The sequence below is a fragment of the Fretibacter rubidus genome, assembly GCF_041429785.1.
Classification (GTDB): Bacteria; Pseudomonadota; Alphaproteobacteria; order Caulobacterales; family Maricaulaceae; genus Fretibacter; species Fretibacter rubidus.
The window spans coordinates 2,454,860-2,481,237 of the sequence record NZ_CP163423.1; the positions used below are offsets into that span (position 1 = coordinate 2,454,860).

A 26,378-nucleotide genomic window follows, 5' to 3' on the forward strand; every position below is an offset into this window, starting at 1 on the left:
ATTCTCGCCGCGTCAACCCGTTTAATCTACCGATTTGTCGCTATTGGTAAGACCAATTGGATTTTTATGGGGATTGTGACAAATTAGACACATTGAAATGGCACGTATAAGCTAAGGGGCCCCCAATAGGCGCTCGTAATGCAGAATTTTGGTAAATGAGTGTATGGGGAATAATAGTTCAGGTTGGGCGTCACGAGCCAAAGCCTGTTCACCCAACCTGACCAGTGCCGTGCCCCGTATCACCAGTGAGTTATGTATGACATAATATAACGCGCTTTGTTATCGGGTGATTACCCTATTTTGCAGGATTTTTTGCATTTGGTATGTCCAATGCGATAGAGGTGCCGTTTGCCGCACCGCCCTTTGCGCGCGGGATTAAATACAGAGACAAGCCGTGCTTCTGCGCAAGCTCGCTAGCAATCGATAGGCCGTAGCCATAGCCTTTGGTATCTGCCCCGCCGTCATCCAGTCGAACAGTGGCCGTCTTTGCAGTGTCAAATTCCGCTTTTGACATGCCAATACCCGTATCGTGCACTTCTATACGAAGCATATCATCGTTGCGGCGTACCCCCATGAGAACTTTACCAGACGGCGTGTATTTAATAGAATTAGACACAAGGTTGGTGATGATGCGCATGATTACAAAGGGATCAGCAGACGAATTAGCGGTCGTCTCTACGTAACGAAAATCGAGCCCCTTTTCAGCCGCATCAAAACGGAACATGTCATAAATGGCCCCCATTGTGCCCGACAGCGTTAGGGCGCGATCATCCCGTTCAGTGTACGTGTCAGTGGCGGTAATATCTTCGCCCGAAACAGACGACTGCAAATGATCAGCAATAATGGTCTCTAAGTAAGTGAAGGTATCATCAAGGCTCAGCCCATCTGGCGCTCTACCGTCTTTATTGTCCCGCAAACTTTGAATATTAACACGCAAGGCATGGAGAGGGTCGCGAAGGTCATGTACGGTTTTCTTCATGGCCTCATCCCGCGACGCCACCAATTCTGTGGCTAAGACATATTGCTCTTCCAAATCATATAAACGATTATTGAGGCGAAGATTTAACTGCGCCTGCTCTAGGCTCTCTTTATCTATACGCTGACGTTCGCGCAGGCCTTGAAGGTAGCGGTCTGCAACGCCGAGACCCAACATGACCGCGTCAATAACAATCGCCACACGAATACTATCAAGCTCCATATTTTGCCCAATATCTAGCGAGGCAAAATGACGTAAATTCATGACAGCTGCAGAGGCCATACCAAATATCCAAGCGAATAGATAAAACCGCACTTCCTTGAACCGTCGGCGCGCGGCAACAAAGCCTGCAAAAGTTCCGATTATGATCGCGACCAGAACAAGAAGCATCAAGACCTGCTTGGTCCATTGCGGATTTAAAAAGGCCGCGGGTATCATCACAACAGGCGTTACGATCATGCAATAAAACATGAAGGTGTCTAATCGGGGATGGAATATCTTTGTCCGTAAAAAGACTCGGGCAAAATCATAAGGCACAATGGCAAAACAAATCCCGATGATAATAGAAAAATATGAATTAAAAACGGGAAAGTTTGGCCACAAATATTGAAATGCTACGCCGTCTGAATGCATCAGAAACAACAACGTTACATTCACATAGACAACATAAGAGAAAAACACGCGGAGCCGCAAAATCAGCAAGGCAAATACCGCCCCAACAATTAAAATCATCATCATACCGTAAGACACGAATATCTTAGATGTTTGCGCAAAGGATATTTTAGAAAAGCTATCTTTAGTTTCCAAAGACAAAGAAATATTAGATGAGCCACCGGACGAATAGGCAATATAAATTGTTGTCACATCTGCTGGGTTTATCGTTATCTCAGACACGAGTTGGGGAAAGGCGATGTTACGATCTGCAAAACGGCTAGACGGATTATATGATGTAATCAAACTGACGTCACCTTGCGGACTAACTGTGTAAACATCATAATATTGCAAGAAGTTTTCGTGCAGATAAAGATACCACTGCGCGACATTGGGCGTGGTGTTCCCCACAGGTAATCGCAGCCAGATTTTATCGGATGTAAAGCCAAAAGTCGGAGACGGCGTGTCTATAGGAGAAAATTCGCCTGATAGCGGGCCTATCATATCGTCAATGGTGTTGTCCCATGTCGCGTCTCTGTAATAGTCAAGATGAGCGGATAGGGTTGGCGAGTTTTGCGGGCCGTCAAGGGCGAGCCGTTTAGACCGGTCTTGCGCTGCGGCGTTTTCAAACAAAAGACTGAAGATTAAAACTATGACGATTGCGGCAGCTTTGCTAACGTGGCGCATAATGGGGGACGCATGCCATACAGTATTATAATCGCCGACGATCATCCGTTTACAGCCGAAGGAATGGAAAATGTCATCAATGAAGTCCCCGCGCTTGACGTTGTCGGTATAGCGCAAAACGGTATTGATGCGATAGGCCTTATTAAACGGGCGCAACCCGATTGCGCGATGCTGGATTTAAGCATGCCAGGCGCTAATGGCTTAGAGGTGTTCCAAGAGGCCAAACGATGGTCACCGAAAACGCGGTTTGTCATTGTGACAGGACTTTCTGCGGCTAGTTTGTTTCGCGAGCTTTATGAGGCAGGCATTGACGGCATATTCGTCAAAAATGACCCACTTGATGAAATCACCTCTGGCATTGTTCGCATTTGTAAAGGTGCACGCGTTTTTTCAAAAACAGCCCATGGTGAGATTGTCAAAGCGCAAAATAATGACACATTGTCAAAGCGTGAAATTGAAGTCCTGCGCGCCCTGGCCCAAGGGAAAAGTAATAAAGAAATAGCGCTTGATTTTGGTGTAAGTCCAAAAACGATTAACACTCACCGCACAAATTTATTGCGTAAAATGAATGTTAATTCCACGGCTGCGCTACTTGTCAGCGCGATAAAAGCAGGGATACTGGACGTATAAAGGGCACCGCTTGGGATGCCCTTTAAAACCGGTTATGACTGCTATATCCTATGGGGGGTCTTCGCCAGCCCCCGAACCAGCAGACCCCTCTGGATCGAAGAAGTAGAGATGGGACAGCTGGTCTTTGCCACGCCCCATAAGGACTGAGAGGTAACCTGAAATCGCCCATTGTCCATTATGGGCCACGACCTTCAATGAATTAAGTGCGTTAACTGTGACTGTCACAGAGTTGTCAGACTTATTCTCCACGACCTCTGGCAAGCTCCATTTTGAAATCATGGTACAGGCACTATAGGGATCAAAAAGGGACAAGAATTGCTTTTGATCCGGGCCTACGGACACAAATGTGCAATTGGTGACGTTCAAATCCAATGTTGGCATGGGGTCAGACGGCTTTTCTGCCTCTGCTGTCGCGACAACGCGGACAATAATTTCATCATCATGGACAAAATTAAATGTTCCCGCCATTGGGCCTTTGGTTTTTTTTGGTGTCTCATTACCCTTGGGCGAGATCACACGGAATTGAAGGGATTGCGTTACTTGGTCAGCATCAAAACTAAGCTCTAAAATATAGGGCTGAGGCGCCGGTGTAGATGATGTCATATCATGGCCTTATCGCGGTTAAAACAAAATGGTAATCCATATCCTGCCGAAGATCCGACAAATCTGGATCATTTAAAACCTCGGTTAAAGGATAACCTGCTTCCAAGGCTTTCTTAAGCGTAGACAAGGCAAGTTTACGCTCAGTTAAGATTTCATAGGCCACGGCAGCACGGTAAAGGACAACTGATGAGGTCTCCTCAGTCATGGATAAGCGCTCCAATATACTACGCGCCATGTCGACGTTACCACGCTTGGCATTATATAGGGCCGCCCGACTTGTCAGTGTGACATTATTGGGGCGTTTATCCCATTCAACTTGGAGGAGTTGCAAAGCCCGATCATAAGCGGCGTTAGCTTTGTCTTTACGCTCGGGCACATAGCGTGCAGCGTCGGCATAATTCGCCCAATATAAATATTCATGCGTATTGCCTTCAAAACTTAAAGTGCGTTCAAAGGCATCAGCCGCCATGGCATAATGGCCCTGAAAAAATAAATATGTTCCAAGATTATTATAAAGCAAATCGGATTGGTTGATTAATAGACCATCTTGCAAAATCTGAATGGCTTCTGAAGTTCTGTCTTGCATATGAACCGCATGGGCCAGTTGACCATAGGCACGCGCATTCCCAGGCGATAAATCGATTAGCTTGCGGAAAACACCCTCAGCCCGAAGAAACTCATCTCTAGCAACCAAGTCGGCGCCATAAAATGAATAAAATACAGGTTTGAGCGGGTAATGCTCGATCGCAAAAGCATTTAAGTCATAAGCATCTTGTCGCTTGCCTTGTTTCCTCAGCGTCCGAATCCGTCCCTCCAATGCAAAGACATTATCCGGGTCTAGAATGTCCGCGCGTTTATAGGCCTCTTGCGCGGCGTCAAAGTCAGCTTCAAATTCATACACCCATCCCATGGCGGCATTGGACAAAGCCAGTTTATCATCAATCCGCATGGCGCTTTGCGCAGCAGCACGGGCCCGTTTCAAAAGCGCCGGGTCTCTTTCTGCAAAAGTATATTGCCGGATTAAGGATAATGCGAGCCCAGCATGGGCGGCCGCATTATCAGAATCGGACGCGATGGCAGTTGAAAATATCGCCTGCGCATTGGCAAGTGCGCCGTCTTGGGCAAAGTTTTCAATATGCTTAAGCCCGTCCGATATACCCATGCCGTAACTCGCGTTCTCCTGACCACTAGACTTAATTCCAAAAGGCGACATTGGCGCCCAAAGAAACACAGCCCCTATGAGCGCTAGCGCCCCAACACCAGAAAGCCAAATGGCAGAGCGTTTAAACCTATGTGTTTGCGAAGCAATGGATGCCCCACTCACGCCAGCCAGATCGCTGGTCAAAGGAGACGTGGGCTCTATTTCAATCGTCGAGCTAGCAGAAGGGGAAGGCGTTGCGTCAGAAGGGTTAAAGAGTGGCGCAATCTCTTTAGGGGCATCAATATCTGCAACAAGCTTATATCCCCGCCGTGAAATTGTTTGAATAGTGTGGTGCGTCCCGCGACTATCGCCTAGCGCTTTACGGAGTAACGATATGGCCCGTGATAGGCGCTCATCACCCCCGTAAGAAACACCCCAAACGGCATCGATTAAATCAGACCGCGATATAACGATACCAGCATTATTCACCAAATGGCGCAGTACATCCATGACTTTAGGCTCGACATTAAACTGCCCTGCCTCGCTTGTTATGACCAGACCGTCAAAATCGACATTGGCTTGCCCAACTCTCATATCATTCCTCTGTTTGCCCCAATTGACCCAACCCAAAAGGTCGAAATCAAAGACGGCGCAACACTCAAGAGATTCGCGCCATAAACCATCTATAGGAAAACAAAATAAGACGCTAGTTGTTTTAAAATGCCGCCCTAAGAATAACCTAAGAAAACTCTAAACGCTCCCACAGGACTTTTAGTAGATATTTTTGCATTGTTTATATGTCAGCGGGGCGCATGTCGCGCGTGACCAAATGTTGCTTAAATATGCGGTTCCTACCAATCCTCCGTATCAAGGCGACGATGAGCGTGAGGACTTAATCCCAATAGTTTTCACTCTCTTTGATCGGGGTAGCGGGGCGCCCCCGGTCATTTGTCACGCAGATAATACCATGTCTGACGTACAGTGTTCAGGTCCATCACGCAGGACCACAGAACGATAATAAGCCCGTTGAGTTTTGGTTGTGTGGGCATCAAAACTCAGCGGGCTTTATTGTTTTCATTCAGTGTATTCCATGAAACCTAATTATATTGAGGCACAATTGAAATAACCCACGGCGTGTCTGTTTAATAGGCTTGCGTTTATACCCACAGCCCTTACAGAGCGCGCATGTTAGCGATTACTGATCTCGATTACGCGGTACAAGGCCGCCCCCTGTTTAAAAAGGCGTCGGCCTTTATTGCAGCGGGCTGGAAGGTTGGATTAATTGGACGGAACGGAACGGGTAAATCCACATTGCTTCGCCTTATCCGCGAAGAGGTTGAAAAGCCGACAGCAGACGCCTCTATTCGCCTGAATAAAAATGCGCGTCTCGGCTGGGTTGCCCAAGAAGTAGCCGCGACTGATGATACGATTATGGAAGTGGTTTTAGCAGCCGACCGCGAGCGTCACGCATTAATGAAAGAATCAGAGACCGCAACAGACCCTGACCGTTTGGGTGAGATATATGAACGCCTGACTGATATGGATGCTTGGAATGCCGATACGCGCGCCGCTATCGTCCTCGCAGGCCTCGGCTTTAGCCAAGATGACTTTTACCGCGCAACGAAAGAGTTTTCTGGCGGCTGGCGTATGCGCGCGGCCATTGCCGGTGTGTTGGTTAGCGAACCTGATGTTTTGCTACTCGATGAGCCAACAAACTATTTAGACCTGGAAGGCGCAGCCTGGCTGGAAGGCTATATCAAGCGTTACCCGCATACTGTGATTATGGTCAGTCACGACCGCGAAATGTTAAATCGTTCTGTCACTCATACATTGGCGTTGGAGCATCAACAGTTGATGATAACACCGGGCGGCTATGATGATTGGATGACATTGCAAGCGGCCAAGACAGCCCAACTTACTGCACAAAAGGCCAAACAAGACGCAGAGAAAGCCCATCTGCAGGCTTTCGTTGACCGCTTTAAAGCCAAAGCGTCCAAAGCGCGCCAAGCGCAATCACGCGTAAAAATGCTAGAGAAGATGCAGGATATCGCAATCCCGATTGCCGAACGCACGACACCGTTTTCGTTCCCAGAACCCAAAGGCAAACTCGCCCCGCCCATGTTGGAGCTAGAAGATGCCGATTTGGGCTATGGCGATGACGCGAAAATTCTATCCAAAGTGAACCTGCGTCTTGACCCCGAAGACCGCGTTGCGATTGTCGGTGCGAATGGGCAAGGCAAAACAACATTGGTCAAATCCATCGCGCAACGCTTGCCGTTGATGACTGGGCGGCGCAAAGCCTCCGCATCGCTACGTATTGGTTATTTTTCGCAAGACCAATTGGATGAATTGACTGAAGGCGAAACGGTTCTTGATCACGTCACGCAAAAGCTGCCCAAAGGTACACAGCAACATATTGCGCGCGGGGCCGCGGCAAAAATGGGCTTCTCCCATGAAAAAGTTGAAACGCGTGTCGAGAAGCTATCAGGCGGCGAAAAGGTGCGCTTGCTTCTCGGCCTCATGTCGATTGATAAACCCCATGTCTTAATCTTAGACGAGCCGACATCGCATTTGGATATTGATAGCCGCGAAGCGCTTATCTATGCGCTTAATGACTTCCCCGGTGCAGTCTTGCTTATTACCCATGATGTCTATCTGGCCGAAGCGACAGCTGACCGTCTATGGCTTGTCAATAAGGGGCGCGCCAAACGCTATGACGGCGACTTATCAGACTATAAAAAACTCGTTATGCAGGCAGACCGCGCTTAGCATTTTAAGGGGCGCGCTTATCCGCTAAGGCCCGACAATATTGACAGCTATCTCTATCCCCATACATCGATTTTTGTTACGCTTCCTAAGAAGACAAGGTCGAATGGGGACATATGATGGAAAAGCCGTGGCTTAAGATTTACGAAGACATTGGGATTAAGGTCCCTGAGTTTGATGACCGCCCCCTGGGACATTACATCGAGCATTTTGCGAGAACCCAATCAGACGCTCCCGCCCTTCAATTTGCAAGTCGTCAGATAAGCTACGGCGAATTGGACAGCCTCTCTAATCAGCTTGCCAATGCCTTGACCGCCCACGGCATAAGTCGCGGCGATGTTGTCGGGCTTCATATGCCCAATATTCCGCAGTATATTATTGCCCTCATCGCGATTAGCAAAATGGGGGCTATTGGCTCTGGTCTATCGCCGCTTCTCGCACCGCCCGAACTCGCCCATCAAATTGATGACGCCTCCATGAAGGCCGTTATATCCCTCTCTGACTTATCGCCTGTAATCGCCAATATGGACGATACGCCCAATTGTCTTTCCCTATTAGTAACCACTGGCGCGGGTGATATGCTGGGTGCGCCTGCGCCAAAACCCATGTCATTCGCTGATATTAAAAGCGTGGCTTTCTTGACCATAATGAATGAGGCGGATAACACCTTCAAATCAGTTGAAACTCATGCCGATGATATCTTCATGATACAATATACGGGCGGCACAACGGGACGCCCCAAAGGTGCCCAGCTGTCAATCCGTAGCCTTGTGAACAATCCTCGCCAAGTCATGGCGGGAGATCCACCCGTATCAGGGGACGGCGAGGTTTACGCCTCTGCTTTTCCCTACTTTCATATCGCAGGCCTAACCTTTGCGATTGGCGGGCTTATGTTTGGCGCTCATTCTATGCTGATCCCCAACCCCCGCGATACAGATAATTTTTGTGACTTGATGCTGGCTTATCCGCCGACGCGACTAGCGGCCGTTCCGGCGCTTTATGATATGCTGCTATCAAATACAAAAATGAAAGAGATAGATTTCTCACGCCTTGTTGTCGCTAAAACGGGCGCAGCCCCAATGACAGAGACAACACGAAAGTCCTTAGAATCCGTGATTGGTGAGAATAAAGTCTCCGACGTTTTTGGTATGACAGAGACGGGGCCTTGCTACACATTTCATCCACTGCCTGTGATACGTGACGGCTCTGTCGGTCTACCCGTTCCCCATGCTGATGTTCGGATTATGGACGTGGAAACGGGTCAAATAGAAATGCCATTTGGCGAGGTCGGAGAGATTTGTTCCAGCGGACCACAAACGATGAAGGGCTATTTAAATCTGCCTGATGAAACCGCTCACGCCCTTCGCGAGATAGACGGGAAAACCTGGATGTATTCAGGGGACGTCGGTTATATGGATAAGGACGGCTATATATTCCTATGTGACCGCGCCAAAGATATGTTGATTGTTGGCGGCTTTAAGGTCTTCTCCGTTGAGGTTGAAGACAAGCTAAAAGCCTTGCCTCACATCGCGGAATCAGCCGTCGTTGGCGCAGCTGACACTGGTCGTCCTGGCAATGATATTGTGCATTTATTTGTGCAATTAAACGACAGCTACAAAGACGCGGATAAAGATAGCGTCATATCAGAAATAATCGACTTCATACGCACCAATATGGCGGCTTATAAAGTCCCAAAAGCGGTTCATATCATCGACGCCATCCCCCTAACGCCTGTTGGGAAGATTGATAAGAAAGCACTCCGAAAACAGTTAATCGATTAATACCTTAAAATGCGTCTGGTTGGTTTTCTGGCCTTGCTGCCTTAAAGGCGGGTAATATTTGACACCGTGCTTCCACCTCAGACAGTGCAGGATAACGGGTCATATCAATACCAAAACGCCGTGCATTATAAATCTGTGGAATAAGGCATATTTCAAAAAAGGCAGGATGGTCAGATAGATAAAAATCTTGTTTATTTTCAGCCACTCGTGGCTCTAGCGCATCAAAGCCTTTGGAAATCCAATGGGCGCTCCAATCTTTGACCTGCGTGTCATCCGCTGCGAACTCACGGCGCAGATAATTCAAAACAGACAAGTTTTGAATTGGAGCGATATCCGCCGCAATGGTCAAGGATGCCGATAATATTTTAGACCGCGTCACCGCATCGCGCGGCATAAACGGATTAACGTCATAGCTCGCGTCAAGAAAATCCATAATAGCCAGGGATTGGGTGAGTTGCGTCCCGTCTGGCAACTCCAACACGGGCACATAGCCTTGGGCGTTACGCGTTAAATGCTCATCGCCTCTCTGCTCGCCCTCTCGTAAGTTTACGGCGATATGGCGTGCTTCAACACCTTTAAGCCCTAAGGCTATCCGAACGCGGTAAGACGCCGATGACCGCCAATAACCGTAGAGGGTCAGCATTACGGCGTATATTTCTCGACACGGTTTTTAATCGTACCAAAGATAGAATTGCCGTCAGCATCATTCATTTCAATACAAACCGTGTCACCAAATTGCATGAAGGGTGTGATAAATTCACCTGTTTGAATTTTTTCAATCATGCGCACCTCGGCGATACAGCTATAGCCAACACCGCCGTCTTCAATCTTTTTGCCCTCGCCGCCTTCAAATTTATTGGACACCGTTCCAGAGCCGATAATGCTGCCCGCGCAAAGGTGCCGTGTTGCCGCCGCGTGAGACACAAGCCGTGCCATATTAAATGTCATATCAGTTTTGGCATTGGCTTTGCCAAAGGGCTTGCCGTTATAGTCTACCAGCAGCGGCAAATCGATCGTATTATCAGTCCACGCCTCGCCCAATTCATCAGGCGTAACCGCGACAGGCGAAAAAGCACTCGAGGCTTTACCGTGGACAAAACCAAAGCCTTTACGAAGCTCATTCGGGATAAGGCCGCGTAGCGACACATCATTGACCAGCATAATGAGCTTAATATGAGCCGCAGCATCAGCAGGCGTGACACCCATCGGTACGTCATCAGTGATGACCGTTATCTCGGCTTCCATATCAATACCGTGGGATGTGTCTATGGCCTCTATTGGGTCATGCGGACCGATGAAAGTGTCAGAACCGCCTTGGTACATCAAAGGGTCATCGTAAAAACTTTCAGGCACTTCGGCACCGCGTGCTTTGCGTACCAATTCCACATGATTAAGATAGGCCGAGCCGTCCATCCACGTATAGGCCCGCGGCAGTGGACTTTCACATTCATCCTGATGAAAAGCGAACGTATCTGCCGAGCCGTCATTCACGGCCTTTGAAAGGGCCTCTAGCTTTGGCGATATGGCGTCCCATTCATCAAGAGCCGCTTGTAGTGTTGGCGCGATATTTTTCGCCGGCGCGTAACGCTTTAAATCTCGGGACACGACAATCAAAAGCCCGTCGCGTGTGTTGTTTTTCAAAGTCGCAAGTTTCATAATTCTTCCTTCATCGCGTAGGGGTCTAACACATTACGCGGCATCGCCCTAAGTGTTGCCAATTAAATTTTGTTAGGTTTAAAGTTTTTCTCAAGGCCCGCCCAGCAATCCGCATAGTCATCTTGTAGCGGCGCTTCATTGGCGGCAAAATCGGTTAAGTGCTGCGGGAAGCGTGTCTCGATCATAAATGACATAGTGTCGTCTAGCTTATGCGGCTTCAGTTCGCCCTCACTCGCTTTATCAAAAGCCGCTTTGTCAGGCCCGTGGGGCAGCATCATATTATGAAGCGACAGCCCGCCCGGTCTAAATCCGTCGGGCTTGGCATCATATTCGCCGTAAATATTACCCATGAGTTCCGACATGATATTTTTGTGATACCACGGCGGGCGGAAAGTGTTTTCAGCGACCATCCAGCGTTCGCGGAACAGGACAAAGTCAATATTGGCCGTCCCGGCTTGTCCTGACGGGGCCGTTAATACGGTGAATATTGACGGGTCAGGATGATCAAATAAAATTGCACCAACGGGGCAATAGGTGGTTAGGTCATATTTCATCGGCGCGTAATTACCGTGCCATGCCACGACGTCGAGCGGGCTATGGTCGATGGTTGTTTCGTGAAACTGACCACACCATTTCAAGGTAACTTTGCTCGGCGAATCACAATCCTCAAAGCTTGCAACTGGGGCAAGGAAGTCACGCGGATTGGCCATACAATTTGCGCCAATCGGGCCCTTCTCTGGCAAGCGAAAGGCTTGACCATAATTTTCACAAACGTATCCACGTGCAGGGCCGCTCATAAGTTCTACGCGAAAAACAAGACCGCGCGGGATAATCACGATTTCTTTCGGACTGACATCTAATATGCCGAGTTCGGTATGAAACCGCAGCGCGCCCTTCTGAGGAATAACAAGTAATTCAGAATCTGCACTGGAAAAATATTCATCTTCCATACTCTGGGTGATAAGATAGCTATGGTTTGCTAGCCCAACCTGCGTATTGACATCGCCCGCCGTCGTCATGGTGCGCATACCCGTGACAAAGTTCAACGGCGCATCAGGCACATCAAGCGGACCCCAACGGTATTGACCCAGCGAAGCCACGTCATCAATGATATGAGGCGCAGATTTCCAATAGGGCATCTCAACGCGAGTGAACCGTCCCACATGTTTCACCGATGGACGAATGCGGTAACACCATGTGCGCTGGTTCTCATCGCCAGGCGCAGTGAATGCTGTTCCAGACAATTGCTCGCCGTATAGGCCGTAAGCACATTTTTGCGGGCTATTCATGCCGCGCGGCAGAGCCCCGTCCAACGCTTCAGTCTCGAAATGATTGCCAAACCCCGACATATAGCCGGGTGTGATAGTGCTGCTGGCCGCTGTTTTAATCTCTCGGGTCATAGATAGCTCGACATTAGAAGACTTATTAGTTACAAATGTGACGATTAAAAATGTAACTATCAAGGGGTAATTTTATATGTCGCAGGCGTTCAATCTTGATGACTTTTTGCCCTATGCCCTCAATCAGGCGGCCGTTGCGGTCAGTGATGATTTTGCCAAAGATTATAAATCGAAATACGGATTACTCCGGACCGAGTGGCGCGTGCTTGCGCATTTGGGGACATCGGGCCCAATGACGGCCCGACAAATTTGTGACGCTAGTAAGACCCATAAAACTAAGATATCGCGCGCTGTCTTTGCCCTTGAAAAACGGCTCTGGCTGTCACGCAGCCGCAACCCGAATGATCGTCGCCAAGAAACACTGGCCCTAACGAAACGTGGTGAGAAAGCCTACGTTAAGTTAACAGGCGACGCCCAAGAAAAAACCCAACGCCTGCGGGAGGCATTGGGGGATGATGACTATAAGGCGCTGATTAAAACGCTGCGCATATTGACGGGCTAGGCTAATGCTCTGCCTTCAACCCAAGGCGATTGCGCAGCACGAAGAGCAGACCAAAGGCTAGGGTCAAAGCGATTGGGAAAAACAGGATTTTTCCCAAAGTCGCTTGCCCCGCTGCCAATTGTACGGCATCGCCGACAACACCGGCCGCTTCGGCCTTGGCCGTCTCGCTATCAATCCAGCCGCCGATGACGGGCGCCCATATTGAAAAACCAACCATACCAGCACCGCCCAAAACGCTCATGCCCAAAGCACCTGTGTCCGACTTATATTCAGCGATAAAACCAATCATTGTTGGCCAGAAATAAGTAATCCCAATGGCGAAGACGATTGCCGCTAGATAAATCATTCCGCCTGTTGAGATTGAAAGCAGGAAAATACCTAACGCGCTGACAATCGCAGAGAAAAGCAAAACGCCCGTTGTATTAAAAGCATGGACTAGCGGGCCCGCAAAGTAGCGGCCAAAAGCCATGATAATGGACACAAGCGCCAACACAATCAGAGGGCTTGCACCAGAGGCCTCCAGTAATCCGCCCACCCATTGGTTGGTACCAAGCTCTGTTGCAGCCGTCACTGTCATTATAAGGCACATTATTATGAATAACGGCGAGAGCATAGCCAGGAAGTTGGCTTTTGTATCCGTCTGCTTGGAATTATCAGAGGTAACGTCTGGAAAACGTGTTGTGAAAACCATCCAGCCATAAATGAGTGTTGGAACAAGCATAATTGCGACCTCTATTTTCCAAGTCTGCATACCGCCTGAGCCTAGTAGCGCTTGAATAGCGAATGCCGCCAGCGCGCCAATAGCCAAACCGCCAGGGAACCAAACATGAAAACGATTGAGAATCGTTGTTTTCTGTTCGGGGTAAAGCTCTGCAATCATCGGGTTGCAAGCCGCTTCGACCGAACCGTTTGCTAGTCCGATAAAAAAAGTGGAGATTGCAAAAGCTAGAAAACTGCCAGACGCTATCCATAATCCCAAACCTGCTAAATGCCCAAGAAATGCAATAATCATGATGGTTCGCGGACCAACACGGTTATAGATAAGGCCACCAAAGACTGTCGCAATGGGAAAACCAAAACCAAACATGGCCGCAGCAATACCCAATTGACGTCCTGTCATTGTGAATTCACCGCCCAATGTTGTCATCATACCGGCTCTGATTGAAAATGTCATAGCCGTGACAGTTAATGCAATGCAGCTGAGAAGAAATAGCTTCTTTCTAATGTCATGCGAAATATCATTCGCTTCAATCGTTGATGTCATTTTAATCCCCTTAATTAATTATCGTTGTTCATTCCTACTTCGAGAAGCTGCGCGTTCTATGACAAGCCCAGCATTTTACGGTTTGTCTTTACGTCTGCTTTGCCGCCTGCGAAATCGTCAAAGGCTTTGTCGGTGACGCGGATAATGTGATCAGCAACAAATTTGGCCCCTTCGCGCGCGCCGTCTTCGGGATGTTTCAGCGCACATTCCCACTCAACAACAGCCCAACCATCAAAGTCATAGGCCGCGAGTTTTGAGAAGATACCTTTAAAATCTATTTGCCCGTCGCCAAGAGAGCGGAAGCGGCCAGGACGATCAACCCACCCCTGATAGCCCCCGTAAATGCCAGATTTTCCATTGGGGCGGAACTCGGCGTCTTTCACATGCATCATTTTAATGCGGTCATGGTAGTGATCGATAAAGGCCAGATAATCGAGTTGTTGCAAAATGAAATGCGACGGATCGTAGAGGATATTACAGCGCGGGTGATTATCAACTTCGGCCAGGAACCGTTCAAATGTCACGCCATCGTGCAAGTCTTCACCGGGATGGATTTCGAAACAAATATTCACACCACATTCGTCGTAATAATCCAAAATTGGACGCCAGCGCCGCGCAAGCTCTTTAAATCCTTCTTCAACAAGACCCGCAGGCCGTTGCGGCCATGGATACATGAAGGGCCATACGAGCGCGCCCGGGAAGCTAACAGAATTGGTGAGCCCCAAACGCTGACTGGCTTTGGCGGCATACATCACTTGTTGCACGGCCCACGCTTGGCGCGCATCGGGTTTGCCGTGTAAATGCTCTGGCGCGAAGGCATCAAAGGCTGTGTCATAGGCGGGATGCACCGCGACGAGTTGCCCTTGAATATGGGTCGACAATTCCGTGATTTCCACGCCCCATTCTGCGCAGTTACCTTTTAGCTCGTCACAATAATCTTGGCTTTCAGCGGCGAGTTTCAAGTCCATGCAAACAGGGTTATCTGACGGTATCTGAACACCTTTATAGCCCGCATCGGCCATCCACCGGCAAGCATTTTCCATTGTATCAAACGGCGCACCGCCCATAAATTGCGCCAAAAATATTGCCGGGCCTTTCATTGTCCTCATGCTTTGATCTCCACCCATTTAGAATTTTTATTTGATGATTTTAAAAGCGCCTCGACAAAGGCCATACCGCGTACACCGCCGTCAATGCCCGTCGATGCTGCGGCTCCGCTACGAATAGTGTCCGCAAAATCAAGATAGACATTGGCAAAGGCCTCGATATAGCCTTCGGGATGCCCGGGCGGCGTACGGTATCCACCCTGGGTAAGATAGCCATTGGCCGCGCGTAATACTTCCGTAGGTTTATCTAAATATGTCCGGATTAGGGTATTAGGCTCCTCTTGGTGCCATTCTAATCCGCCTGTCTCGCCGTACACGCGAATGGACAGACTGTTTTCATTACCGACGCAGACTTGGCTGGCGGACAATGTGCCCTTTACACCATCCTCCATGCGAAACAGGCAAGAGCCGTCATCATCAAGGCGACGACCATCTACGAATATAGATAAATCTGCAGCGACGTGGGTCATGCGTTTACCTGTTACAAATTCAGCCAAGTTATGGGCGTGGGTTCCAATATCACCCATGCAACCAGAGCCACCAGAGCGCGCAGGATCTGTGCGCCAATCGGCCTGTTTATTGTCCACCTCTGTCGCAAGCCAACCTTGGATATATTCAGCGTAAACTTTGCGGACCTTGCCGATACCGCCGCTCTCTACGATATGGCGGGCTTCATTGACCAAGGGGTAACCCAAATAAGTATGGGTTAGCCCGTATGATTTACCGCTCGCTTTCACGATTTTGCGCAACGTCTGGGCTTCTTTTAAATTGAGCGTCGCAGGCTTATCAGACAACACATGAAAGCCTGCTTCTAGGGCGGCTTTGGCGACAGGAAAGTGCACATGGTTCGGGGTGACTATGGCAACGAAATCCATACGCATGTCTTTTGGCAAGGCCGCTTCGCCTGCCATCATCGCATTATAATCAGCGTAGCATCGCGTGGGATCCAACCCCAAGGCAGCACCGGTGGCTTTACAATTGTCGGCATCACGCGAAAATGCGCCGCAGACTAGATCAATCTGACCATCAAGACGGGCCGCTAGCCTGTGCACCTCTCCGATGAAAGCGCCTTGGCCACCGCCGACCATACCCATACGAATTTTTCGGGTCATCTAATTCAAACGTCCTTCTGAGATAATAATATCGACCTCGGCCGTGTCATTCAAAGCCGCTGTCGTCGTCGTGTTACCTGTCGTGAGAGTGTAGTCGCCTTTAAAGCCGCGCAAACGCGCTTGGCCATTTGAATTGGTAACGACCGTCTCGGACGTCCACCAATCGCGGTAAACGGCATCCCGCCATGCGCGGTAATTTGGCTTTTCGGACCAGTCTTCGCGCAGCATGGCCGCTGGCGCTTTCCAATGGTCACCTTCCCACCACCCCCAAACGACAAAGGCATCAAGCTTCGGCTCGGAAAAAGCGGCATATAACATATCGCGCGTGAAATTGGCTTGCGCGTCCTCGTCAAAAGTCTCGACATCAAATTCAGTGATATGAAGCGGCAAATCATATTGCGCAAAATCCCCCAAAATATCCATAATGCGCTGCGGCGAAGTGAGGCCTGCGCCAAAATGCGCTTGGAATCCAATACCGCCAAGGGGCACGCCTTTGCTCCGCATGCTCCTTATCCAGTCATGATAAAAATCGATTGATTTTTCATTCAAGCCACCATTATTTAAAATAGCATAATCATTCACAAATAGCGGAATATCGGGTGCAATATCGTGGGCGAGTTTGAACGCATCCGCAATTAATTCACTATCACCTTGTTCTTTGAAGTATTGATTGACGCGGACTTCATTGACCATATCCACGGCGATAGGGTCGTAATCTTTGACAAAGCTCATCACCTCTCGCACATGGTCAAGCACTTGTTTGCGTTGTTTTTGAATATTGCCTTCAGCCTTTAAAATATAGCTCGGCATATAGTCTTCACCCGGCCATAGGATTGGATGACCACGCCAAGGTAAACCCGTCTCGCTGGCATATTTCACGCCCTCTTTATATTGATCTTTCCACTTGCCGCTCCATCCCCAATCCTGCCAATAAAGCGGCAGGGTCGCCATATTGAAATTTTTGTGGAAGCTCTCGTGGTAACGTGCATCTTTTTGACCTGACTTTCCAACAAATTCATGGCCAACAAATGTCCCAAAGTTAAAGGCATGACGCGTCATTGCGACATTGACACTTTGACCTGCAACAGGATTACCGCGCGCGTCTTTAACCGTGATAAGCATATCGCCTTTGCGGTGTGCCTCAATCTTGGCTTCCGCGACCGCACGCCAAGGCGCGCTCTCCTCTTGGCCAACGTAGCTTATTTTGTTGCGCGGCAAAGTATTGATATCGGCATTAGGGCCAAGGTTCAAAAGATAGGCTGGCCCTAGACGCAGCGTTTGTTTCGTCAGCCCCAAATGAAATGTGATACCAGCGGGCCCGGCGGCAATATCTAAATCAGATTTGCCTGATGCGTAATAAAGTTGCCAATCACGCGAAAGGTAAGCCGCCCCCGTTAGTGCGCTTTTATAGGGCTCTGCACTTTGCTGCACGCGCACAGGCGAAATGATGGGGGTCTGTGCTTCGTTCTGCGCGGAAATGCCCTTGGCCCAATAGGCAAGAAAAATCACATCTCCTTTTTTGATGGGCTCCTGCGTGGCCCAATTCACCCCTGTTGACCAACTGTTCAGCCCTGTATCTTTAACAGTCACTTCCAGAGCTTTACCGCCTGTCACGGACGGGTCAGTGACAATACGGTGGCTTTCATTAGTGCCAAAAATGGCCCCGCTAATAACCGCAGGATTCGCCAATAACTTTCCCCGCTTTGTGAGCTTTGCACGTAGTTCTGAAAGGTCTGCCTCAAAAGCTGACGTCAGGGACAGCGACGCGCTTTGAACTGCGGGCGCCGACTTTTGGATGGGCGCAAGGTTAGTATCAGAGCGCGCAGGCACATTCTTTGGCATTGCTGCGTCAGAGACAGCGCCAGCCCCCATGTTCATGATATAGACAGGGCCCAATTCTATCTCTTGCTTATCTGTTGCGAGTTGTATGGCAACACCCATACCGCCTTTACTATAGTCGTCAGGCATTGGCGCATAAATGAAATATTGGTTCCATGTAGCGTTAACCACAGCGGTATCATTTTTGAACTGCGTATAGGGGTCAGTCGCCATTTGCAGCGCATAGGGCAAACGTGTTTCAGCCGCGCCGTCTGGTAATTTTGATGCTCTCGCCCAAAAACTTGCGAGCACAACATCGCCTTTTTTGACGGCAAGCTGAGAGTTGGCATTCACGCCAATATCCCAAGGATTTGCAGCAGCCTTTTTTATCTTAACCCGCATCGCCTCACCACCCGGCACATCGTCGACGGATTTGATCTTCGGCTTGGCTTTTGTGCCGTAAATCACCCACGCCTCTGGTCCTGGGTGACGTATCATTTCACTAGCCCGAGGCAGCATTTTCCAGACACGTACGCCTTCGGCCTCCAATTCAGCAGGATTAGCATATGTCGCGGGGGCGAACGCAAAAACTGCGAATAAGGTGACTATAATAAGATGAAAAATCGTTTTAATCATGAGATGCCTCTTAATTTCAAAAGCGCATGGCACGAATATTGTCGAGGCTTGTTTTCACGGCCTGGTCATACGGGGCTTTGGGGCTATCATGTTCGGCGATGAAATATTTCATGCCTGATATATCGTTCAGCGTAAAATAGTCCGTAAATGGCGTTGTGCCCGTCCCCACATCAACCATGATTGTATTTGTAATTGTTTCGTAACTATCACCGCGTGCAAGGGCTGCTTTCGGATCGCCTTTCATATCTTTGATATGGCATAGGGTGAAACGTCCAGGATAGCGGTTGATGAGCGCGGGGACATCTTGGCTCGCGAGGTTTGCCCAAAAGAAATCAAGCTCAAAGTCCACAAGGTCCGGGCTTGTTTCATTCATCAAAACCTCCATTGCGGTTGTGCCGCCGCCCAAGTCATCAAATTCAAACTGGTGATTATGATAGGCAAATTTCACACCCGCATCCGATAGTTGTTTGCCCGCCTGATTAAAAGTCTGCGCATGGGCTTTCCAATCAGCAAGTGTGCGCTGGTCTTCACCGATATAAGGAAGGATCATATATTCGCAGCCCATAATTTTGGCGCGCTCAATTGTCAGTGGTATCTCTGTGGTAATAGAGTTGTACCCCACATGCGACGCAGGGGACGGCAGACCGACATCATCCAGAATTGCGCGCAAGTCTGTCGCGCTATGGCTTTCATAATTTCGCTCATTAATCTCGACGTAATCATAACCGATATCTTTTATCATCTGAAACGTTCCAATGAAATCCGCCTTCATCGCTTCGCGCAATGTATAGGTCTGCAAGCCGACTTTTTCGATACTACGCCCGCTGCTCACGGCAGCGCTTTTACTGACTTCTGTGGATTTACCACATGCTGATAATGCGATGAACGACCCGCCGGCCCCCAAGATTAAACGTCGTGAAATCATTATAACACTCCTTGCTCTAGCAAATCAGCGGCATGGTTGGCCGCACGCGCGGATAACGCCATATAAGTTATCGATGGATTTTGTATGGCCGATGACGTCATGGCCGCGCCGTCGGTGATGAAAAGGTTTTTAACATCATGCGCTTGGTTCCATTTATTGAGGACTGACGTCTTCGGGTCATGACCCATACGCGCTGTGCCCATTTCGTGAATCCGGTTGCCGGGTTTGGTCGGCTGCACAGGGTGGACTTTGATGTCCTTATAGCCGCCTTTGATCAGAATATCTTCGGCATCCTTTGAAGCCGCTTCCATTAGCGCATATTCATTTGGCCCCATCCGCGCATCCATTACAGGAATAGGAATTCCCCATTGATCGACATTGCTGCCATGCAGATAAACACGGTTGTTTGGATCAGGCAGAACTTCACCGTAAGCATCAAGGAACACAGTCCACGGACCAGGGTCGCGGTTATCTGTTTTAAATTGCTGCCCAACACCTTTTCGGTTGCCTGTCCAACTGCCGCGCCCTGTGTAGACCTGGAACGCAAAGCCGCGCTTATAATCTTGGTCATAGTCAGGATAATTGCGGTAGCGCGGAATATAACCCTGCCCCGGATAACGGCCGTAGACATAACGGTCAGTCAGGCCGTCAACCTTAGCTTCTGCACGCGCCCCCGCAACGTGATCCATTAAATTGCGCCCGACTTGGTCAGAGCGATTGGCCAATCCCGTTGGGAAAGCGTCAGATGTCGATTGAAGCAAAATAGCCGCCGTATTGATGGCCGAAGCGTTCAAGAAAATGATTTTGGCCGTGTAAATCTTTGTTTCTTTAGTCAAGCGGTCAATGACTTTGACGCCTGTGGCGCGTTTGGTCTTTGGGTCATAAATGACAGAATGAACAATCGAGTCAGGCTTTAGCGTCATATTGCCCGTGCGGTCTGCTGCGGGCAGTGTTGCGGAATTAGAACTGAAATAAGCCCCGTAAGAACAGCCGCGAAAGCAGTGATAGCGCGCTTGGCAGGGGCCACGTCCTAGCGCTTCTTGCTCGGGCGTTGTACGGGTTAAATTCGCAACACGACCAGCAATTAATTGTCGGTCATTAAAATTTTGCGTGAGCTTGGCTTGCAAATCTTTAGCTGCGCAATCAAGCTCAAACGGCGGTAAATATTTCCCGTCAGGCAATTGCCCAAGACCGTCATTATTGCCAGAAATTCCTGCAAAGGTTTCAACCTTGTCATACCACGGCAACAAGTCTTTATACCGAATGGGCCAATCAACACCGACGCCGTCTTTTTTATTGGCTTCAAAATCATGGTCAGAAAAACGGTAGCTCATACGCGCCCAAAGAAGCGATCGTCCACCGACTTGATACCCGCGGTACCATTCATAATCCGTATCCTTGGCAACGTCATAGGGATGGTCGCTGTCTTTTACCCAAAGATGCTTGGTGCTTTCAAAAAATACATAAACGTCTTTTTGACGGGCATAATCACGCGCGGCTTCATCAGGACGGACGCGGTCGAGAAACTTTTTATCCCACGGATCCATCATGTCCGAGTAATCTTTAGTTGGGTCGATGTCTTTGCCGCGTTCTAGGACAAGCGTCTTTAACCCGCGCTCGCATAATTCTTTGGCGGCCCACCCGCCTGACATGCCTGACCCCACAACGATAGCGTCAAAATCTGCCATATTAAATCGTACCCGCTTTCATAAGCTTGGCTGCATGGTCGGCTGCACGCGCGGAAAAGGCCATATAACTTAGGGACGGGTTTTGGCATCCGCCCGAAGTCATAAACGAACCGTCAGTGATGAATAGGTTAGATACGTCATGGGCTTGGTTAAATCCGTTGAGCACAGATGTGCTTGGATCGCGCCCCATGCGGGCCGTGCCCATTTCGTGGATACCGTTTCCAGGCGTAGACATAGTATCGGCACTGATACGGTCAGGATTATCTCCCTCAATACCAATAAATCCGGATGCCTCTAACATCGCCCGTGTATCACGCGTCGCTTGCTTTATCAGAGCCACCTCATTGGCGCCGTATTTGGCATTAATAACAGGCACAGCCATGCCCCATTGATCTGTTTTCGTTTTATGGAGGCTAATGTGATTATCGAAATTGGGTAGCACTTCAGCAAAGGCAACCATGCCTAAATACCACGGCCCCGGCGTTTGATTTTGCGATTTAAAATCATCGCCAATACCTGCCTTGTTCAAATTCGCCCGCCAATTGAGGCGGTAGATGCGGCCTTGATAGCCAAAGCCGCGTACAAAGCCCTCACCCTCTTCCGTGTGGTTACGAAAACGCGGAATATAAAATCCGTTAGGGCGACGACCATAATGGTATTTGTCGAGCATGCCGGGCATCATACCCCCGCCGCGCGCACCTGCAACGTGGTCCATAAGATTATGCCCCAGTTGACCTGATGAATTAGCAAGACCATTTGGCATGGCATCTGATTTCGAGTTCAACAAAATCATTGATGTCGCAATGGTCGATGCGTTTAAAAACACCACACGCGCTGTAATCGTCTTGGCCTCGCCCGTTGTGACATTCACTGTTTTCACGCCTGTGACACGACCTGAGGCGGCATCATAATCGACCTTGTGCACGGCCGTATCATTGATCATCGTCAGATTTCCCGTGCGCTTGGCAGCAGGAAGCGTCGCGGCGTTAGAGCTAAAATAGGCGCCATAAGAACAACCGCGTTCACAGAGGCTGCGGGCTTGGCATTCACCGCGGCCCAAGGCCGATTGCTCTGCTGTTGGTTTGGTCAAATGCGCCGCCCGTCCAGGGATAAGCTTTCGCCCTGGAAATTTCGTCTCTATTGATTTTTTAAATTCTTTCTCCGCACAGGTTAGTTCATGCGGCGGCTGAAACACGCCGTCGGGCAATATCTCTAGGCCTTCTTTCGAACCTGAAATACCTGCAAATTTTTCAACATAGTCATACCACGGCGCGATATCTTTATACCGCACAGGCCAATCAACCCCGTGGCCGTCTTTTTTATTGGCCTCAAAATCAATTTCGGACATGCGGTAGGATTGCCGTCCCCACATAATTGACCGACCGCCTGTGTGGTAACCGCGCCGCCATTTATAATCTTGACCCGCGGGTGTCTCATAAGGGTGTTCACCGTCTTTCACCCAATAGTGTTTGGTGTTTTGATTAAAGGCATAAACCTCGGATTGGACTGGGTAATCCGCGCGGTCTTGCGCCGAAGTTTTGTCCAAATTGGGCGTATCCCACGGATCCACCATATCGGTGTAATCCTTCGTCGGACTAATATCGCGCCCCCGTTCAATGACTGCGACTTTAAAGCCCTTCTCAGACATTTCTTTGGCTACCCAGCCACCAGACATACCAGAGCCCACAACAATTACGTCAAAATCTGCCATAGCTTACGCGTCCCCCTTTTGAGTCTCGCGCCGCATTATGTCGCCCATGTCCGACCAATATCAGAAAATGGTACGCAACCTTTCCATTCGCCGGGAACGGCTTCGTAAATTAATTCCTCCGTCGCGCCGGGCTCCGACATATAATAGGCGGTGGCGACGGTTGCCTTCATATCTTTATAAAAAGCATCATCGGTTTTACCATCAAACACGTCGGCGTCATATTTTGACAATAGCGCCTCACGTTGTTTTGGTGAAAGTTTTGCAAAAGGCTGCCCGCCCATTGTAATGAAGGTCTTTTCTAGCCTGGCCAGACCAGAGGCCCAGGTTTGGCGAAAGGCGTCATCGCCCCACTCTTTATACATTGCGCCTAGCTCTGACGGCACATTGGCAGCGACTGCGCCTGGTGTGTCCGTTGTTGGGATGATGGTATCAGCCAATGCCGTCAACAAAGCCATAGAGGCATCAGCCATAACAGCTGGAGCGGATATAGGCGCGAGAGTATCAGATGCATCACCGCCAACACATCCCGACAGAGCTGTCGATGCGACACTAGTCGCAGACAGCGCCAAAAGCATTTTCATAGCATGACGACGGTCAAGACCGCTAACCACCGTTGATGTAGCCATGCTCGCTTCAGCCATATCAGCTTTCTTATTAGCCATATGCATATCCCCTTTTTATTTTAAGCGTGTAACCTTGCGCTTACTCTCTCAAGCACGTGGCCGCTCCCTCATTAGACACAAGACGTACATCGGATAGACTAACTTGAAACGCGCCTGTGCTCGATAAGGTGAAAGGTGCTGTGACTTGATCCAAATCATCCCCTTCACCAAAGCAGGATAGCTTAACTTGATAGTCCTGCCATTCACCTTCTGGCGCTTTGGATAGCGAAGACCCTAGATCCTGAGTGCCTGCCTTACAATTTGTTCCGCACAATACACCGAGGGATAAATCAGCATTGCCCATATCGGTATCACGGCGAATACGGAAATAGACGGCCATATCACCAGTAGTTTGGCGAGATAAATCAATGGCATTCCCGCCGACTTCAAATCGTGCTGGGCCGCGACCATCCCACGCAATCGTGCGAATATTTTCCTGCGCGCCGTCATCAGCAGAATTAACTTGGATAACACCCATGGGCGAGCGGCCACGCGTTGTTGCAATTGTGGTTTTACCCGCATCGTCAGACGCATATAGCGCCCAAGGGAAAACCGCTTTACCAACGCGGAAATAATCACTGTCATTTTTCACGGACAATGCAATGCCAGCCTCTTCGGGCAGTGTGCCGACCTTGGCAGGGTTCGCGTAAGTCAGACCATAACCATAAGCAAAGAGCGGGTCGTAATTTTCATCCCCGACATTAAGCGGCGTTTGCACCGCTGTGCGCGGCCAAGAATAGGGCAGTGTCCCTTTGAAATCCATATCACCAAATAGGACGTCGGTCGCATACCCCCCTTCTGACCCGGGTAGCCACGCAGCCACAAAAGCGTCAGACGCATTAATTTCGCGGTTCATCCAAAGCGGGCGCCCTGATAGGAATACGGCAACGACGGGGATACCGTCAGCTTTGTATTGTTGCAAAAGCGCCAAATCACTATCATCGCCAGGCTTATAAGACAGATTGTCAATATCGCCTTTGAACTCGGCATAAGGGTCTTCACCAAACACGACCATGGCCACATCAGGTTTTGCTGCGTAGCTACCATCCTCGGATAAGGTCACAGAGCCTCCGCCCGCTTTAACATGTCGCGAAACACCATCGTAAAACGAGCTTCCGCCAGGGAAATCGGAATTGGCATTGCCTGTGCCTTGCCACGACAGTGTCCACCCGCCCGATTGCTTGCCTATATTATCCGCGCCGTCACCTGCCATGAGGATATTCATCCCTTTGGAGAGCGGCAGCACACCGTCATTTTTAAGCAGAACAAGGCTTTCGCGCACGGCTTGGCGGGCGACGTCTTTAGAGTCTGGGCTGGCCAGTAAGTCGTAATCAGAGGCCAAAGCGCGCTGCGACGGTAGACCCGCTTCAAACAGGCCACTCCGGATTTTCACGCGCAAGATACGACGCACCGCATCATCAAGGCGGGCCATATCAATCTCGCCCGCTTCGGCTTGAGCAAGCAAATTGTCAAACAAACCGCGCCAACTATCGGGGGCCATATACATATCGAGGCCCGCGTGAAGTGCGGTTGGACAGTTTTCATTTGTGCAGCCTTCGATTTGGCCGTGAGCATTCCAGTCACCCACAACGAAACCATCAAAGCCCATTTGGCCTTTCAGCACGTCATTAATCAGCCCCTTATGGCCATGCAGCTTTTTGCCCTGCCAGCTAGAGAATGAAATCATCACAGATTGCACGCCCGCATCCAGTGCAGCCGGATAACCCGCCGCATGAATATCACGTAGGTCTTCCTCGCTGTCCAGATTATCCCCTTGGTCACGGCCCCCTGCTGTACCGCCGTCACCGACAAAGTGCTTGGCGGTTGCGATAACTTTATTGCCTTGTAGCCAACCGTCAGATCCCGGCACACCTTGAATACCGCGCACAAGCTCGCCGGCATATGACGCTGTCACCTCTGGGTTCTCAGCATAGCCTTCGTAAGTGCGCCCCCAACGGTCATCACGCACGACAGCAATGGTCGGTGCGAAGGTCCATTCTTGCCCGCCAGTGCGAATTTCTTGCGCGGTAATCGCACCGATTTGACCGAGCAGAGACGGGTTACGGGTCGCACCAAGACCAATATTGTGCGGAAAGACGGTTGCGCCAGGAATATTGTTATGGCCGTGAACGGCGTCCGTTCCCCATAACATTGGGATAAACGGCACACCCTCTGGATAGGCCTCTTGGGACGCCAGATAAAACGCGTCTGCGAGTTCAACCCAAGCTGATGCAGGCGAGCGATTATCACCATTAGGCGCGCTATTGCCGCCGTTTAGAATAGAGCCGAGCGGATAAGTCTTGATATCTTCTGGTGTGATGGAGCCAATATCAGCCTGAACGATCTGTCCGATTTTATGACGCAATGGCATTTTCGCGATAATGTCCGAGATGCGCGCCTCAACAGCAGCGTCCAAGCCAACAGGGCTTTCGAGCTTTGGCCAAATTTCTGGATTGACCGCCCCCGGTGCGCGCATTTCAGCGTCCACATTCGCTTTATCTGTTGGCATTGAGGCGTTGCTACAGCCGATCAGGGCAAGTGAAAGCGCGATAGCCGTTGTTGCCAAAGCGGCGCTTTTTAGGGGGAAGTTCAATGTCACGTTATCCTCGATCCGTTAGTAAGCCATCGCTGGCATCAATCAATTATAGGGCCGATTGGCACAA

General features: G+C 49.7%; 19 protein-coding genes. 4 read left to right on the forward strand and 15 right to left on the reverse strand.

All coding sequences use genetic code 11. The features are described 5' to 3' along the window. Positions 1-295 precede the first annotated feature (295 nt). A complete protein-coding gene (locus AB6B37_RS11305) occupies positions 296-2,314 on the reverse strand; it encodes a sensor histidine kinase (RefSeq protein ID WP_371395908.1) in 2,019 nt (672 codons plus the stop codon). 12 nt (positions 2,315-2,326) lie between these two features. On the opposite strand from AB6B37_RS11305, the gene AB6B37_RS11310 reads away from it, so the two are divergent. Further along, a complete protein-coding gene (locus tag AB6B37_RS11310; protein ID WP_371395909.1) occupies positions 2,327-2,944 on the forward strand; it encodes a LuxR C-terminal-related transcriptional regulator in 618 nt (205 codons plus the stop codon). Between the two features lie 48 nt (positions 2,945-2,992). On the opposite strand, the gene AB6B37_RS11315 is transcribed toward AB6B37_RS11310, so the two are convergent. After that, complete coding sequence (locus AB6B37_RS11315) at positions 2,993-3,547, reverse strand: hypothetical protein (RefSeq protein WP_371395910.1); 555 nt, start codon at positions 3,545-3,547, stop codon at positions 2,993-2,995. Between the two features lies 1 nt (position 3,548). Further along, positions 3,549-5,282, reverse strand: coding sequence for a tetratricopeptide repeat protein (locus AB6B37_RS11320; protein WP_371395911.1), 1,734 nt, complete (start codon positions 5,280-5,282; stop codon positions 3,549-3,551). 591 nt (positions 5,283-5,873) lie between these two features. On the opposite strand from AB6B37_RS11320, the gene AB6B37_RS11325 reads away from it, so the two are divergent. After that, complete coding sequence (locus tag AB6B37_RS11325; RefSeq protein ID WP_371395912.1) at positions 5,874-7,457, forward strand: ABC-F family ATP-binding cassette domain-containing protein; 1,584 nt, start codon at positions 5,874-5,876, stop codon at positions 7,455-7,457. Between the two features lie 113 nt (positions 7,458-7,570). After that, complete coding sequence (locus AB6B37_RS11330) at positions 7,571-9,235, forward strand: class I adenylate-forming enzyme family protein (RefSeq protein WP_371395913.1); 1,665 nt, start codon at positions 7,571-7,573, stop codon at positions 9,233-9,235. Positions 9,236-9,239: 4 nt separating this feature from the next. Here the strand turns inward: AB6B37_RS11330 and maiA are convergent, their stop codons facing one another. From maiA to hmgA, 3 genes are all read right to left on the reverse strand, one after another. Further along, complete coding sequence (maiA, locus tag AB6B37_RS11335) at positions 9,240-9,878, reverse strand: maleylacetoacetate isomerase (protein ID WP_371395914.1); 639 nt, start codon at positions 9,876-9,878, stop codon at positions 9,240-9,242. After that, positions 9,878-10,891: a fumarylacetoacetate hydrolase family protein gene (locus tag AB6B37_RS11340; protein WP_371395915.1), complete on the reverse strand. Its 1,014-nt coding sequence runs from the start codon at positions 10,889-10,891 to the stop codon at positions 9,878-9,880. Before AB6B37_RS11340 ends, maiA begins: the two co-directional genes overlap by 1 nt. 62 nt (positions 10,892-10,953) lie before the next feature. Then, a complete protein-coding gene (hmgA, locus tag AB6B37_RS11345) occupies positions 10,954-12,291 on the reverse strand; it encodes a homogentisate 1,2-dioxygenase (protein WP_371395916.1) in 1,338 nt (445 codons plus the stop codon). Positions 12,292-12,367: 76 nt separating this feature from the next. Here hmgA and AB6B37_RS11350 point away from each other — a divergent pair, with 76 nt between their 5' ends. Continuing rightward, positions 12,368-12,793 (forward strand): MarR family winged helix-turn-helix transcriptional regulator, encoded by a 426-nt coding sequence (locus AB6B37_RS11350; protein ID WP_371395917.1) that lies wholly within the window; start codon positions 12,368-12,370, stop codon positions 12,791-12,793. A 1-nt stretch (position 12,794) separates the two neighbouring features. On the opposite strand, the gene AB6B37_RS11355 is transcribed toward AB6B37_RS11350, so the two are convergent. From AB6B37_RS11355 to AB6B37_RS11395, 9 genes are read right to left on the reverse strand one after another with little or no spacing between them, the layout of a single operon-like run. Next, complete coding sequence (locus AB6B37_RS11355; protein ID WP_371395918.1) at positions 12,795-14,057, reverse strand: sugar MFS transporter; 1,263 nt, start codon at positions 14,055-14,057, stop codon at positions 12,795-12,797. Between the two features lie 56 nt (positions 14,058-14,113). Next, on the reverse strand, positions 14,114-15,166 hold the full coding sequence (locus AB6B37_RS11360; protein ID WP_371395919.1) for a sugar phosphate isomerase/epimerase family protein: 1,053 nt from the start codon (positions 15,164-15,166) through the stop codon (positions 14,114-14,116). Further along, positions 15,163-16,275, reverse strand: a complete 1,113-nt coding sequence (locus AB6B37_RS11365; RefSeq protein ID WP_371395920.1) for a Gfo/Idh/MocA family protein — start codon at positions 16,273-16,275, stop codon at positions 15,163-15,165. The genes AB6B37_RS11360 and AB6B37_RS11365 overlap by 4 nt, the downstream gene beginning before the upstream one ends. Then, a complete protein-coding gene (locus AB6B37_RS11370; protein WP_371395921.1) occupies positions 16,276-18,729 on the reverse strand; it encodes an endo-1,4-beta-xylanase in 2,454 nt (817 codons plus the stop codon). Positions 18,730-18,745: 16 nt separating this feature from the next. After that, on the reverse strand, positions 18,746-19,654 hold the full coding sequence (locus tag AB6B37_RS11375; RefSeq protein WP_371395922.1) for a sugar phosphate isomerase/epimerase family protein: 909 nt from the start codon (positions 19,652-19,654) through the stop codon (positions 18,746-18,748). Beyond that, positions 19,654-21,342: a GMC oxidoreductase gene (locus tag AB6B37_RS11380; RefSeq protein WP_371395923.1), complete on the reverse strand. Its 1,689-nt coding sequence runs from the start codon at positions 21,340-21,342 to the stop codon at positions 19,654-19,656. Before AB6B37_RS11380 ends, AB6B37_RS11375 begins: the two co-directional genes overlap by 1 nt. Position 21,343: 1 nt before the next feature. Beyond that, on the reverse strand, positions 21,344-23,053 hold the full coding sequence (locus AB6B37_RS11385; protein ID WP_371395924.1) for a GMC oxidoreductase: 1,710 nt from the start codon (positions 23,051-23,053) through the stop codon (positions 21,344-21,346). Positions 23,054-23,088: 35 nt separating this feature from the next. Next, positions 23,089-23,715 (reverse strand): gluconate 2-dehydrogenase subunit 3 family protein, encoded by a 627-nt coding sequence (locus AB6B37_RS11390; protein ID WP_371395925.1) that lies wholly within the window; start codon positions 23,713-23,715, stop codon positions 23,089-23,091. A 40-nt stretch (positions 23,716-23,755) separates the two neighbouring features. Further along, positions 23,756-26,314 (reverse strand): exo 1,3/1,4-beta-D-glucan glucohydrolase, encoded by a 2,559-nt coding sequence (locus tag AB6B37_RS11395; protein WP_371395926.1) that lies wholly within the window; start codon positions 26,312-26,314, stop codon positions 23,756-23,758. Between the last annotated feature and the right edge of the window lie 64 nt (positions 26,315-26,378).